A 13645-nucleotide genomic window follows, 5' to 3' on the forward strand; every position below is an offset into this window, starting at 1 on the left:
CGGCGGACTGCACTAAGGTGCCGGGCATGGCACCGTTGCGCGTCGACCTGCTCACCCGTGAATACCCGCCGGAGGTCTACGGCGGCGCCGGGGTGCACGTGGAATACCTGGCCCGCGAGCTGCGCCGGCTCGCCGAGGTGCGGGTGCACTGCTTCGGCGCGCCACGCGACGAGCCCGGCGTGACCGCGTACCCCGAACCGGCCGGGCTGGCCGGCGCGAACGCCGCGCTGCGCGTCATGGGCGTCGACCTGGAGATGGCCGACGGCGCCGCCGGCACCGACGTGGTGCACAGCCACACCTGGTACGCGAACCTGGCCGGACACACCGCGAAGCTGCTGCACGGGGTGCCGCACGTGGTGACCGCGCACAGCCTGGAGCCGCTGCGCCCGTGGAAGGCCGAGCAGCTCGGCGGCGGGTACGCGCTCTCCTCCTGGTGCGAGCGGACCGCGTTCGAGGCCGCCGACGCGATCATCGCGGTGAGCGAGGGCATGCGGCGGGACGTGCTCACCGCCTACCCGGGGGTCAACCCGGACCGGGTCCGGGTGGTCTACAACGGCATCGACACCGCGCAGTACGCCCCGGACGCCGGCACCGACGTGCTCGACCGGCTCGGCATCGACCCGGCCCGGCCCAGCGTGGTCTACGTCGGGCGGATCACCCGGCAGAAGGGGCTGCCGTACCTGCTGCGGGCGGCCCGGGAGCTGCCCGCCGACACCCAGCTCGTGCTGCTCGCGGGCGCGCCGGACACCCCGGAGATCGGCGCGGAGGTCGAGGAGTTGGCCGCCGAGCTGCGGGCGAAGCGCTCGGGCGTGGTCTGGGTGGCGGCGATGCTGCCCAAGCACGAGGTGATCCAGGTGCTCACCCACGCCACGATCTTCGTCTGCCCGTCCGTCTACGAGCCGATGGGCATCGTCAACCTGGAGGCGATGGCCTGCGAGACGGCAGTGGTGGCCACCGCCACCGGCGGCATCCCCGAGGTGGTCGCGGACGGCGAGACCGGGCTGCTGGTGCCGATCGAGCAGGCCGGCGACGGCTCCGGCACGCCGCTGGACCCGGAGCGCTTCGTGGCCGACCTGGCCGACCGGATGAACGAGCTGCTGGCCGACCCGGCGCGGATCGCGGCGTTCGGCGCCGCGGGCCGGCGGCGGGCGGTGGAGCGCTTCTCGTGGTCGGCGATCGCCGAGCAGACGCTCACCCTCTACCGCTCGGTGCAAGGAGGGGCCCCCGCTTAACGCATTCGGTAGAGGCGGGGCCCTCTTTTAACAGGTGTCGACCGGGCCGTGGCCGTGTCGAGGCCGGTACGGTGCCGGGATGAGCGCGGACGCGGTTGGCAGATCGATGCCCCCGACCGTGTCGCTCGACGATCTGACCGCCATGATGGTCGCGGACGAGCACCATCGATACGAGATCAGCCCTGAGGGAGTGCTCTCGATCTTCCCGCCGCCGGGATACGCCCATGCGGTCGTCGCGACCCGGCTCCTGCTCTGGCTCGCCCAGGGCGGCGTACCGGCGGATCACATCGCCCAGGCCGTCGGGCTGCGCATTCCGGGCCGGCGTGGCGGTGTCGGCGGACGCATCCCGGATCTGGTGGTCTGGAGCAAGGCGCAGGCCGACGGGGTGTGGCTGCCGACGGCCGACGTCCTTCTCGTCGTCGAGATCGTCTCGCCCGGGTCCGAAGGCATCGACACGGTCACCAAGCGGAGCGAGTACGCTGCGGACGGCATCCCGCAGTACTGGATCGTGGAGCAGGACCCGGCGCAGACGGTCGCCATGCACCGGCTGGACGGCGAGCGCTACGACGTGCGGGCGACCATGCCGCTCGCCTGGGTCCTCAACACCGACCCGGCCGAGTACGACCTCGGCTGATCCTGCCCGGTCTGGCCGCCACGACAGATCTTGGAAGCAAATGGCCCCCAGAGGGGCCGAAGTCTTCCAAGATCTCGGGGGCAGCCGGCAACTTGACGGGCTGGGCACCCCGCGCGGTTCTCGACGTGGGCTGCGGGGCCGGGTCGCTGGCCGCCCTACTCACCCGGCATTGCCACACGGTCGTCGGCGTCGACCAGGCCGAGGCGTCTCTCGACGTCGCGCTGGCCACGGACAGAGCCGGCCGGGTCTGCTGGATCCGCGGGGAGGCCACAACGCTGCTGGCGCTCAACACCGGGTGCTCGACGTGCGGCCGGCACCCGACCGTCCCGACCGGGAGTTCGGGTTCGTCGCGCGGCGGGCAGGCTAGACGCGGAGCGCTGCGGCCAGGCTGGTCAGGCCGGGCGGGGCGGCCGGCGACCGCGCCACCACGGCGACCAGATCCCGAGCCGCCGGCCGGTCGTGCACCTCGCCGCGCGCGGTGCGCTCGGCCTCCAGCAGCGCCCGTCCCGCGCGGAGTCCGTCCCCGGCGCGGGCGTGCATGCGGGCCACGTCCAGCAGGTACGCGGCGCGGTGCTCGGCCGGCAACCACCGCCACTCGTCGCCGGTGGTCAGCCGCTCGTGGCGTACCGTCGCGGCCCTGACCTCGCCGAGGGCCGCCTCGGCGACCACTCCCGCGGCCTCGACCGCCGCCCCGTCGCCGGCCTGCGCCGCCCGGTCGAGCAGCTTGCGGGCGGCGGGCCCGTCCCCACGGCCGGCGGCGGCGAGCGCGGCCTGCGCGAGCAGCGCGCCGCGCAGTCCGGGGTCGCCGACGCGGCCGGCGGCGACGAGTGCGGCCTCCAGCGCGGATCGCCACCGGCCGGCCGATCGCAGGGCCTGAACCAGCGGTACGGAGGCGACGGCGACGAGCCGCGCGTCGGAGGCGGAGCGGGCGACGGCGATCGACCGGTCGGCGGCCAGCCAGGCGAGTTCCACCCGGCCCAGCTTCACCAGGACCAGGGCGACCAGCCCGTACACCGGAACCAGCAGCGCGTCGGCCGCCGGGCCCGGGTCGGCGGCGCGGGCGTCGTCGAGCAGGTCGGGCAGGATCGCGAGCAACGGCGGGTAGCGGGCGTGCCGGTAGCTCTGCTCCGCATACTCCAGTCGGGCGCGCAACCGCGCGGGGTCGCTCGGCGCGGCGGCGGCCGGGAGGTGGTAGCGGGCGAGGGCGGCGCGCAGGCGCTCCAGGTCGGTCCGGGCCGGGGCCGACCGGCGCGGCTGCTCCGGGAGCAGGACGTCCAGGTCGATCCGGAGCGCGTCGGCGATCTCGCGGAGGTTCGATACCCGCTCCAACCGGCGTACTCCGCGTTCGACCTTGTCCACCCAGCTCTTGGACTTGCCGAGGCGGTCGGCGAACTGCTGCTGCGTCAGGTTGCGGCGCACCCGCCACTGGGCGACCCGCCGGCCCACCGGCAGCTCGTTCACCGAACCAACCCGAGCACAAGCAGTCCGAGTACGAGCAACGCCACGGTCACGCCGTAGGCGTACTGCCGCCGGGTGAGCGCCGGGCGCTCGGGCGGGCGCGGCCCGGGCACCCGGTCACCGTCCGGTATCCGTCCCTCATACGGTCGCTCACGCATCCACGCCTCCGTCAAGGTGCAGCCGGATATGAAGATCGGGAAGTTCCGTTGCTGACGAGAGCATCCCGACCACCTCAACTTAGAAGGCATAGCCTGCACAGTCAACAGAGCATGCACGGCGTGTCACTCCGAGTGCGAAGATCGAGTCGCTGACGAGAGGTGGCACCACCATGCCGCAGACACCGCTGTATGAGCAGATCATCGCCGATGTCACGGCCTCGATCCGTGCGGGCACCCTGCAACCCGGCGACAAGCTGCCGTCCATCGCCGAGCTGCGCGAGCAGTACCAGTCGAGTGCTTGGCCGGTTCGATATGCCCTGCGGATCCTGGACGAGCGGGGCTGGATCATCACGCACCAGGGCAAGGGCTCATTCGTCGCGCCGCAGCCACCCGCCTAGCGGCCCGGCGACTCCGGCTGCACCGCGTCCGCCACGTCGGTGTCGAGCACGACGCCGAGCGGCGGCGCGGTTTAGCCTGACGGGGCCGCAGATCCTGCGCTCGGTGTGGGATCCTCGACGAGGAGGAGGTGAGGGCATGATCGACCGATTCACCGTGCCGCTACTGACTCCGCTGGAGGCGTCCGAGCACCTCCAGGTGCCGGAGCGCACCATGCACCGCTGGCTGAGCGAGAACGCCGCCGGGCATCCCTTGGTGCACAGCATCAAGCCGCAACGCCGAGGCCACCCTTCGGTGCCGTTCGTGGCTCTGGTCGAGGCATACGTGCTGCGCTCACTGCGCAAGCTCGGCCTCCCCACGGACAAGATCCGAGCCGCCGCGACCGACATCCGACGGCAGTTCGACACCGAGTACGGGTTGGCGAGCCGGCGCATCGCGACCGACGGCGTCGACGTCTTCATCCACTATCTGGACACTGACGAGCTGGCCCGCGCAGGTGACCGGCAGATGCCCCTGCGCCAGGTCATCAACGACTACCTCCGCTACATTGCCTGGGCCGACGACGACGAGTTCCCCACCAGGCTCACCCTTCGTCGATACGATCCCGCGATCGCGGAGGTGGTGATCGACCCGCGTTTCGCCTGGGGCGCACCGATCATCGAAACCGCGAAGGTCCCCGTTTCCGCCGTGCTGGGCATGTGGAGAGCTGGAGAACCACTCGATGTCGTCGCCGACGAGTACGGTCTGACCGTTGACCAGGTCGAAGCGCTCGTCCGGGTCGCCGCCTGAGTTCTTTGCCGATCGTTGTCTGGGCAAGGGCGCGCCGCGCCTCCTGATCACCAGGGGCTGGCTCATCCACCTCATCGGCGATCACTTCCATGACGATGCGCAGCACGTCAGCGACCCGGACTGGATCGAGTACGGCCTGAGTCGAGGCTGGGCGCTCCTCACCCAAGATCTGCGCATCTCCACCCAGATCGAGGTGCATACTCTGCTCCGCCGGTTCAAAGCGTGCATTCACTGCCTGGACAGCTCCGAGCTACCGGTGCAGGTGCGGGCTGATCGCTTCGACGCCCAACGCGGAGCCATCCACCAGACGGTGCTTGACCGGCGTACCGGCTTCTTCGTCATCCACGAGAAGGGGCCACCCCGACGCAAGCGGTGAGCCTTTGGTCAAGCCTTCTCCGCCAATCCTCCCGTGCTGTTTCCGCTCGGGCGTCCGCCGCCCATACGGGTCGCCACAACAGGTGAAAGCCGCTCAACCCGCACGAGAAGTCACCACTCCCGCCGAATCATGAGCGGAGAGGTGATCGCCTCCCGGAGCTGCGGGTGTGAGGACAGCGGAATGATCAACAGGCGGGATGTGCTGCGGGCCGGGGCGGCGGGCGCGTTGGGGACCGGTCTGGTGGGTGTGCTGTCACCGGCCACCGCCGCCACCCCGGACCCGGAGGCGGCGGAGCGGGTCAGCCGGCGGGACTGGGAGCGGCTGGCGCGTGCGCTGTCGCCGGCCTCCACTCTCTACCGGCCGTCGGACGCCAGCTATCCGCCGTTGGCGCTGCCGTTCAACCACAGGTACGCCGGCACCCACCCGGCGGGCATCGTGACCTGCGCCAACACCCGGGACGCCCGGACCGCGATCCGCTGGGCCCGCGCGGTGGGGCTGCCCACGGTGCCGCGCTCCGGGCTGGGCCACAACTACGCCGGCTACTCGGTCACCCCCGGCCTGTTGCTCAACATGGCCCGGATGAAGGGGATCGTCACCAACCCGCTGCCGGCCACCCTGCCGGCCCGGGCCTACGGGCCGATCAAGGTCACCCACGGCGCGGGCACCCTCACCGTGGGAGCCGGGGTCATCAACGCCGACCTGCACCCGCTGCTGGAGGACCGGGGCATGTTCGTGCCGACGGGCCGCTGCCCCAGCGTCGGCGTGGCCGGGCTGGTGCTCGGCGGCGGCATCGGGTTCAGCGACAAGATGTTCGGCCTGACCTGTGACCGGCTGGTCTCGACGACGGTGGTGCTCGCCGACGGTCGTGTGGTGGAGGCCAGCCAGGAATCGCACCCCGACCTGTTCTGGGCCTGCCGGGGCGGGGCGGGGAACAACTTCGGGGTGAACACCTCCTTCACGTTCCAGTACGAGCGGTTCGAGGGGAACGTCGGCGTCTACCGGTTGCGCTGGAGCCTGGACTCGGTGCTGCCGGTGCTCGCCGCCGCGCAGCGGGCCGCCGTGGACACCCTGCACGACAGGCGGTTCCACCTGCGCGTCGGCATCGGGACGAACGGGTTCACCCGGGAGCAGATCCGGGCCAACGCGAACGTCAACGCCATCGGCCAGTTCTACGGCCCGGTCGAGGAACTGCGCGCCATCCTGGCCCCGCTGCTCGACATCGGCACCGCCGAGGAGCGCGCCCGCAACAGCGCGGCGGTGCGCGAGGTCACCCCCGCCGAGGCGAGCGCGCTGCTGAGCGCCACCACGCCGGTGGAGAAGTTCGCCGCCAAGTCGGCGGTGCTGCACCTGGCGACCCTGCTCACCGACGACCAGGTCGCCGCCGCCGCCGCGCGGCTGCTGGACTGGCCGGGCAGCGGCAACCCGGACGGGGCCGGGTTCGCGATGTTCGCCCTCGGTGGCGAGATCAACCAAGTGCCACCGGACGCCACGGCGTTCGTGCACCGCGACGGCGTGTTCATCTTCGCCGCCGAGACCTCCTGGGCGGACTACGACTCGCGTCGCGTCGCCACCGCCAACCTGAGCTGGCTCGACGAGTTCTACCGCGACATCTTCGGTGCCACGCCGCCCCGGCACGCCTACCAGAACTTCCCCGACCCGACGCTGCGGGACTGGCGGCGGGCCTACTACGGCACCAACTACCCCCGCCTCGTCCGGGTGAAGCGGAGATACGACCCGACCGACTACTTCACCTATCCGCAGGGGATCGGGAGCTGACCGGCGGCGCGCGCGCCGGCCGCCGACCCGGATCCGGTGCTTCGGCGGCGCACCCGAGCGCGAGACGATCTCGCGCAGTAGGTTGGGCGGGTGACTGGACGGTTCCCGATCGAAGACGTCTCCCCCGTCGTCGCCTGCGGTCGCTACCCGGCCAAGGCGGTGGTCGGCGAGGTCGTACCGGTGTCGGCCCGCGCCTACCGCGAGGGCCACGACGCGCTCGGCTGCAATGTGGTCTGGCTCGGCCCGGACGGCGCGGCCCGCCCGTTCACCCGGATGCGCCCCGGCGAGCCGGGGCAGGACCGCTGGCACGCCACCATCCGTCCGGACGCGGTCGGCGAGTGGCGGTTCACCGTCGAGGCGTTCCAGGATCCCTACCTGACCTGGCAGAACGCGGTGACGAAGAAGCTGGCGGCCGGGCAGGGCGCGGCCGAGCTGGCGAACGACCTGGCCGAGGGCGTCCGCGTGCTGACCGCCGCGCTCGACCTGGTGCCGAAGGCCGAGCGGAAGCGGGTACGGGCAGCCGCGAAGGCGCTGCGCGACGAGAAGGCGGACCTGCCGCGCCGGGTCAGCGCGGCGCTCGACCTGGCCGACCTGCTCTGGGCGCACCCGGTGCGCGAGTTGGTCACCACGGGCGACGAGCGCACGCTGTGGGTGGACCGGCCGCGGGCACTCTTCTCCGCCTGGTACGAGTTCTTCCCCCGCTCCGAGGGCGCGATCGCGGCCACCGCGGACGCGCCGGCCCGCTCCGGCACGTTCACCACCGCGCTCGACCGCCTGCCGGGGGTGGCCGCGATGGGTTTCGACGTGCTCTACCTGCCGCCGATCCACCCGATCGGCCGGGTCAACCGCAAGGGCCGCAACAACGCGCTCACCGCCGGGCCGGACGACGTCGGCTCGCCGTGGGCGATCGGCGCGGCCGAGGGCGGCCACGACGCCATCCACCCCGACCTGGGTACGCCGGAAGACTTCCGCGACTTCGTCACCGCCGCCGCCGAGCAGGGCCTGGAGGTGGCGATGGACCTGGCGTTGCAGTGCGCGCCAGACCACCCGTGGGTCACCGAGCACCCGGAGTGGTTCACCACCCGCGCTGACGGCAGCATCGCGTACGCGGAGAACCCGCCCAAGAAATACCAGGACATCTACCCGCTGAACTTCGACAACGATCCGGAGGGCATCCGGGCCGAGATCCTGCGGGTGGTCCTGCACTGGGTCGGCGAGGGCGTGCGGATCTTCCGGGTCGACAACCCGCACACCAAGCCGTTCGACTTCTGGCACTGGCTGATCGCCGAGGTCAAGCGCGTCGACCCGGACGTGCTGTTCCTGGCCGAGGCGTTCACCCGCCCGGCGATCATGCACGGGCTCGGCAAGATCGGCTTCACCCAGTCGTACACCTATTTCACCTGGCGGACGGCGGCGGCCGAGATGCGGGAATACTGCGAGGAGCTGGTCGCCTCGGCCGACTGGATGCGGCCGAACTTCTGGCCCAACACCCCCGACATCCTGCACGAGTCGTTGCAGCACGGCGGCCCGCCGATGTTCAAGATCCGGGCGGTGCTTGCCGCGCTGCTCTCCCCCTCCTGGGGCATGTACGCGGGGTTCGAGCTGTTCGAGCACACCGCCCGCCCCGGCGCGGAGGAATACCTCGACAACGAGAAGTACGAGCTACGCCCCCGGGACTGGGACGGCGCGCTGGCGCGGGGGCGGTCGCTGGCGCCGTTCATCACCACGCTCAACCGGGTCCGCCGCGACAACCCGGCCCTGCACCAGCTCCGCAACCTGCGTTTCCACGACATCGACAACCCGGCGCTGCTGTGCTGGTCGAAGCACGACCCGGACACCGGCAACACGGTCATCGTGGTCTGCTCGTTCGACTCCCGCACCGTGCAGTGGGGCAACACCACCCTGGACATGCCGGCGCTCGGCTTCGACTGGCACGAGCGGTTCACCGTGCGCGACGAGCTGACCGGCGCGGAGTACGACTGGGGGCAGCGCAACGCGGTGCGCCTGGACCCCTACCTGCAACCGGCGCACGTGCTCACCGTGCGCCGCCCCACACCGCCGCCCGCCGACGAGCCGGCACACCCGGCCGCGCCCGACCTGACCGTCGAAGACGTACCCGCCGACCTGTCCGGCGGCACCGCACCCACCGCACCTACCGCATCGGCCGAGAAGGGCGACCCACGATGGACCAGCTGATCGCCGGTGAGGCGCACGACCCGCACGCCGTGCTCGGCGCGCACCCGGCCGACGGGAGCACCACCATCCGGACGCTACGCCGGGGCGCGGGCGAGGTGACCCTGCTCGTCGACGGCGACCGGCATCCGATGAAACGGGTGCACGACGTCGGCGTGTTCGAGGCGGTGGTCCCCGGCGAGGTGCTCGACTACCGGGTCGAGGTGGACGGCGCGACGCTCGACGACCCGTACCGCTATCCCCCCACGCTCGGCGAGCTGGACCTGCACCTGATCGGCGAGGGGCGGCACGAACGGCTCTGGGGGGCGCTCGGCGCCCGGGTCTTCGACGAGGGCGTGGCGTTCACGGTGTGGGCGCCCAACGCGCGCGGCGTGCGGCTGGTCGGCGACGTCACCGGCTGGGGGCCGGACGACGGCTGGCCGATGCGTTCGCTCGGGTCCAGCGGCGTGTGGGAGATCTTCGTGCCCGGCATGCCGGCCGGCAGCCGCTACAAGTACCGCATCCTCGGCCCCGACGGGCAGTGGCGGGACAAGGCCGACCCCCTCGCCGCCCGCGCCGAGGTGCCGCCGGCCACCGCGTCCGTCGTCCACCATTCCCGGTACGAGTGGGGCGACGCCGACTGGATGGAACGCCGGGCGGGGCGGCAGCCCCACCAGGAGCCGATGAGCGTGTACGAGGTGCACCTCGGCTCGTGGCGGCCCGGCCTGAGCTACCGCGAGCTGGCCGAGCAGCTCACCGCGTACGTGCTCGAAACGGGCTTCACCCACGTGGAGTTCCTGCCGGTGATGGAGCACCCGTTCGGCGGCTCGTGGGGCTACCAGGTCACCGGCTACTACGCGCCCACCGCCCGCTTCGGCGACCCGGACGACTTCCGCCACCTCGTCGACAAGCTGCACGCCGCCGGCATCGGCGTGATCCTCGACTGGGTGCCCGCCCACTTCCCCAAGGACGAGTGGGCCCTCGCCCGCTTCGACGGCACCCCGCTCTACGAACACCCCGACCCGCGCCGCGGCGAACACCCCGACTGGGGCACGTACGTCTTCGACTTCGGCCGCAACGAGGTACGCAACTTCCTGGTCGCCAACGCGCTCTACTGGCTCGACGAGTTCCACGTCGACGGGCTGCGGGTCGACGCGGTCGCCTCGATGCTCTACCTCGACTACTCCCGGCAGGACGGGCAGTGGGCCCCCAACGTGCACGGCGGCCGGGAGAACCTGGAAGCCATCGCGTTCCTCCAGGAGGTCAACGCCACCGTCTACCGGCACCACCCGGGCGTGCTGATGATCGCCGAGGAGTCCACCGCCTGGCCGGGGGTCACCAAGCCGACCTCGGACGGCGGGCTGGGCTTCGGCTTCAAGTGGAACATGGGCTGGATGCACGACACCCTGCTCTACACCTCGAAGGACCCGATCTACCGCCAGCACCACCACCATCAGCTCACGTTCTCCCTGGCGTACGCCTGGAGCGAGAACTATGTGCTGCCGATCAGCCACGATGAGGTGGTGCACGGCAAGGGCTCGCTGACCGGCAAGATGCCCGGCGACACCTGGCAGCGGCTGGCGAACGTGCGGGCGCTGCTGGCGTACATGTGGGCGCACCCCGGCAAGCAACTGCTCTTCATGGGCTGCGAACTCGCCGACGACCGGGAGTGGAGCGAGGAACGCGGCCTCGACTGGTATCTGCTGCACGACCCGGCGCGGGCCGGCGTGCAGCGGCTAATCGCCGACCTGAACCGCGCCTACCGGGCCACGCCGGCACTGTGGGCGCAGGACACCGACCCGGCCGGCTTCCGCTGGATCGCCGGCGACGACGTCGCCAACAACGCGGTGTCGTTCATCCGGATCGCCCCGGACGGGCAGACGCTCGTGTGCGTGGCGAACTTCTCGGCGACGCCGCTGGAGGACTACCGGATCGGCCTGCCGGCGGGCGGGACGTGGACCGAGGCGTTGAACACCGACGCCCACCACTACGGCGGTTCCGGGGTGGGGAATCTCGGCGAGGTGCACGCGGAGAACATCCCGTGGCACGGCCTGCCCGCGTCGGCGTCCCTGCGCGTCCCCCCGCTGGGCGTCCTCTGGCTCCGCCAGGACTGACAAGGCGACCGCCCTGGCGGGAAAGTGGGCCGCCAGGGCTCGATCTTAATGTCGGGCGAGGCTGATGAGCGAGACGAGAAGCAGGAGAGATCCGACAACAAGCCCTGCAGCCGGAAAGATCAACGACTGACCGATGACCATTTGTCGCCGGAATATCCCGACCACGGAGATCAGAATTATCCCCAGGCCAACGATTATTCCCACTTCTGGTTGAGGATTCTCCCGCACCCCGGCAGCGATAAAATTCCCTTGCTCTACCACGCTATCACCTGCCGTCGCCACGTCGGTCCCGCCGAAACACCCACGCCAACACTCACCCCTACACCAATCGTCGGCTCACTTTAGCCGTCAGCAAGTTGTCAGCTTTGCCGCCGAGGGCCCCGCCCCCGCATTCGAAGGTATCGAGGGGCGCCGAGCAGCGTCCTCGTGGAGTACATCACCGCGCCGAAGCCGACAAACACTGTAACGATCCACGTCAATTTACCGATGACGACGACAGCGAACTCAAGCGTGGCACTGGCCGGGCGACCGTAATTACAGGTGCCGGCTTCCCGGTCACGGCAACTCTCTCGCAACTCGACCAACCGCCCCCGATCTTCGGGGGTCACGATCGACGGACCGACCCGGACGGCACGAGAGTGACCCGTCTGGCTCGATATCTCGCCGTCACACCACCACCAGTAACCGAAGCCGTAACGGCTCACGGGACCTACCCGCTGACATTCACCGACGATAACGTGCACCGGCCTCTCCCCCGGGCCCTGCAATGTTCCGCCGCTTCCGGGGAAGAGGCTCACCAGGGTCATCCCTCCCAGGAAGACGAGCGCGCCGGTCAAAGCTGTCAACAGGGCGAGCGATGCGGACAACAGGCGGTACCCCACCGGGCCCAGAGCGCGCCAACGCCGCATCTCGCGACCGTAGATCCGATCAAGCCCGGAGTCCGGACGGCGTGCCCACCCCGTCACGAAGAACGCCTCCATCTCTCGCCCATCGCTCGCACGTCTGCACCTGCCGCTGACCGCGCGCCAAACGTAGTCGAAGGCGCACAGCGAACTGTCGGAGAACCGGCTCCGGGTCCACGAACATGCGTGCCGCCAACTTCATGATCGCCCCAGCCCAGACCGGAATGGCGGCCGAGATCTTGGAAGGAATTGGCCCCTGGAGGGGCACTTTCCTTCCAAGATCTCTCCGGCTCCCGGCATGCGGGAGATTTCGTCCGCTTTATGGGAGCAGCCGGGCGGGTGGCTGACGGTCAGGTCATGCAAGCGGTCTCCGGGTGCCCTCTTTGGTCCGGTCGGCGTTCACGACGGTGGCGGCAGCACAGGGCGCCCGCTTCGTCGCCGCCGACTTCATGATCAGCGAGGTCGTCCGGGAGCGGCGTTAGACGAGGTCGGCTTCGCGGAGGAGTTTCCACAGGCCGGCGCCGTCGGGGGCGCTCAGCCACTTCTGGCCGACCGGGCCCGATGACGCGCGGCCGGCGGGGGCGGGCAGGCTACCGGCCAGCACCGCCTGGGTCGGCGACAGCCGCCGGATCGCCACGCCCGCCACGTTGTCCGGGTGGGCGGCGGCGAACTCCCGGTAGATCTCCTGGTCGTGCTGCCCGTCGTCGCCGATCAGCAGCCACCGCACCTCGGGGAACTCGCGGGCCAGCCGGGCCAGCGTGGCCCGCTTGTGTTCCCGCCCGCTGCGGAACCAACGGTCGGCCGTCGGCCCCCAGTCGGTGAGCAGCAGCGGCCCGGCCGGGTAGAGGTGGCGGGACAGGAACCGGGTGAGCGTCGGCGCGACGTTCCACGCGCCGGTGGAGAGGTAGAAGACCGGCGCGCCGGGGTGGGCGGTGACCAGACGCTCGTAGAGCACCGCCATGCCGGGCACGGCGTTGCGGGCGTGCTCGTCGAGGACGAACGTGTTCCACGCGGCGAGCATCGGCCGGGGCAGCGCGGTCACCATGACCGTGTCGTCGATGTCGGACAGGATGCCGAACCGGACGTTCGGGTCGAGGATGCGGACCAGCGCCTCCACCGGTTCGGCGTCGGCTACCCGCAGGCGTACGCAGCCCCAGCCGGGGGTGAAGTCACCCTCGACGACGGTGTCGACGAAGCCGCTGCGGTCCGCGGTGACCTCCTTGCGCACGCCGTTGACCTCGATGGTCACCCGGGCGTGCTTGGCCGGCAGGGTGGCGAAGCTGCGCCAGCCGCGGACCTTCTCCAGCCGGCCGCGACGGGTGTCCGGGCGGCCCAGCAGCACCCGGCAGAGCACCCGCGCCCAGCCGGGGGCGCCGTACCCGGCGTACGCGATGATGTTGGGCTGCCACCCGGTGCGCCGCAGCCGGCGCTCCACGAACCCGTGCAGCGCGTCCTCGATGCGCGCGGCGCGGTGCAGTTGCGGCACGGCGAGTTCGTCCGGTGGTGTGGGTGGCACGTAGCAACCCTGCCACACCCGGCGGGGCCCGGCCACGCGAGTGATCTGGACCGATCCGGCCGGGAACGCGCCGGCTGGCGTGTCAGACTGCGGTCGGGGCGACGACGGGGGCGGGGCCGTGT

At 71.2% G+C, this 13645-nt stretch carries 11 protein-coding genes and 1 pseudogene; 9 read left to right on the plus strand and 3 right to left on the minus strand.

The features are described 5' to 3' along the window. Positions 1-26 precede the first annotated feature (26 nt). From glgA to O7602_RS18570, 3 genes and pseudogenes are all read left to right on the plus strand, one after another. Positions 27-1232, plus strand: a complete 1206-nt coding sequence (gene glgA, locus O7602_RS18560; RefSeq protein ID WP_281583900.1) for a glycogen synthase — start codon at positions 27-29, stop codon at positions 1230-1232. Between the two features lie 79 nt (positions 1233-1311). Continuing rightward, positions 1312-1866 carry a Uma2 family endonuclease gene (locus tag O7602_RS18565; protein ID WP_281583901.1) on the plus strand — a complete coding sequence of 185 codons (555 nt, stop codon included), beginning with the start codon at positions 1312-1314 and terminating at the stop codon, positions 1864-1866. 125 nt (positions 1867-1991) lie between these two features. After that, positions 1992-2084: pseudogene (locus tag O7602_RS18570) on the plus strand (methyltransferase domain-containing protein); the annotation flags it as partial. 145 nt (positions 2085-2229) lie between these two features. Here the strand turns inward: O7602_RS18570 and O7602_RS18575 are convergent. Further along, positions 2230-3327: a helix-turn-helix transcriptional regulator gene (locus tag O7602_RS18575; RefSeq protein WP_281583902.1), complete on the minus strand. Its 1098-nt coding sequence runs from the start codon at positions 3325-3327 to the stop codon at positions 2230-2232. After that, positions 3324-3482 carry a hypothetical protein gene (locus tag O7602_RS18580; RefSeq protein WP_281583903.1) on the minus strand — a complete coding sequence of 53 codons (159 nt, stop codon included), beginning with the start codon at positions 3480-3482 and terminating at the stop codon, positions 3324-3326. Before O7602_RS18580 ends, O7602_RS18575 begins: the two co-directional genes overlap by 4 nt. A gap of 170 nt (positions 3483-3652) precedes the next feature. Here O7602_RS18580 and O7602_RS18585 point away from each other — a divergent pair, with 170 nt between their 5' ends. The 6 genes from O7602_RS18585 to glgB all read left to right on the plus strand — a co-directional run bounded on the left by O7602_RS18585 (position 3653) and on the right by glgB (position 11105). Beyond that, positions 3653-3880 carry a winged helix-turn-helix domain-containing protein gene (locus O7602_RS18585; RefSeq protein ID WP_281583904.1) on the plus strand — a complete coding sequence of 76 codons (228 nt, stop codon included), beginning with the start codon at positions 3653-3655 and terminating at the stop codon, positions 3878-3880. 136 nt (positions 3881-4016) lie between these two features. Next, positions 4017-4667, plus strand: a complete 651-nt coding sequence (locus tag O7602_RS18590) for a DUF433 domain-containing protein (protein WP_281583905.1) — start codon at positions 4017-4019, stop codon at positions 4665-4667. Then, positions 4630-5043: a hypothetical protein gene (locus O7602_RS18595; RefSeq protein WP_281583906.1), complete on the plus strand. Its 414-nt coding sequence runs from the start codon at positions 4630-4632 to the stop codon at positions 5041-5043. The genes O7602_RS18590 and O7602_RS18595 overlap by 38 nt, the downstream gene beginning before the upstream one ends. Positions 5044-5223: 180 nt before the next feature. Next, positions 5224-6819, plus strand: coding sequence for an FAD-binding oxidoreductase (locus O7602_RS18600; protein WP_281583907.1), 1596 nt, complete (start codon positions 5224-5226; stop codon positions 6817-6819). A 90-nt stretch (positions 6820-6909) separates the two neighbouring features. Continuing rightward, positions 6910-9015 carry an alpha-1,4-glucan--maltose-1-phosphate maltosyltransferase gene (locus tag O7602_RS18605; protein ID WP_281583908.1) on the plus strand — a complete coding sequence of 702 codons (2106 nt, stop codon included), beginning with the start codon at positions 6910-6912 and terminating at the stop codon, positions 9013-9015. Further along, a complete protein-coding gene (gene glgB / locus O7602_RS18610) occupies positions 9003-11105 on the plus strand; it encodes a 1,4-alpha-glucan branching protein GlgB (protein ID WP_281583909.1) in 2103 nt (700 codons plus the stop codon). Before O7602_RS18605 ends, glgB begins: the two co-directional genes overlap by 13 nt. Positions 11106-12485: 1380 nt before the next feature. On the opposite strand, the gene O7602_RS18615 is transcribed toward glgB, so the two are convergent. Next, on the minus strand, positions 12486-13523 hold the full coding sequence (locus tag O7602_RS18615) for a phosphatase domain-containing protein (protein ID WP_281583910.1): 1038 nt from the start codon (positions 13521-13523) through the stop codon (positions 12486-12488). Positions 13524-13645 lie beyond the last annotated feature (122 nt).

Source organism: Micromonospora sp. WMMD1128, from assembly GCF_027497235.1.
GTDB lineage: Bacteria > Actinomycetota > Actinomycetes > Mycobacteriales > Micromonosporaceae > Micromonospora.

Coding starts and splice junctions, on each gene's coding strand:
- O7602_RS18585 (WP_281583904.1), top strand. CDS start 3,653: ATGCCGCAGACACCGCTGTATGAGCAGATCATCGCCGATGTCACGGCC.
- O7602_RS18600 (WP_281583907.1), top strand. CDS start 5,224: ATGATCAACAGGCGGGATGTGCTGCGGGCCGGGGCGGCGGGCGCGTTG.
- glgA (WP_281583900.1), top strand. CDS start 27: ATGGCACCGTTGCGCGTCGACCTGCTCACCCGTGAATACCCGCCGGAG.
- O7602_RS18580 (WP_281583903.1), bottom strand. CDS start 3,482: ATGCGTGAGCGACCGTATGAGGGACGGATACCGGACGGTGACCGGGTG.
- O7602_RS18590 (WP_281583905.1), top strand. CDS start 4,017: ATGATCGACCGATTCACCGTGCCGCTACTGACTCCGCTGGAGGCGTCC.
- O7602_RS18565 (WP_281583901.1), top strand. CDS start 1,312: ATGAGCGCGGACGCGGTTGGCAGATCGATGCCCCCGACCGTGTCGCTC.
- glgB (WP_281583909.1), top strand. CDS start 9,003: ATGGACCAGCTGATCGCCGGTGAGGCGCACGACCCGCACGCCGTGCTC.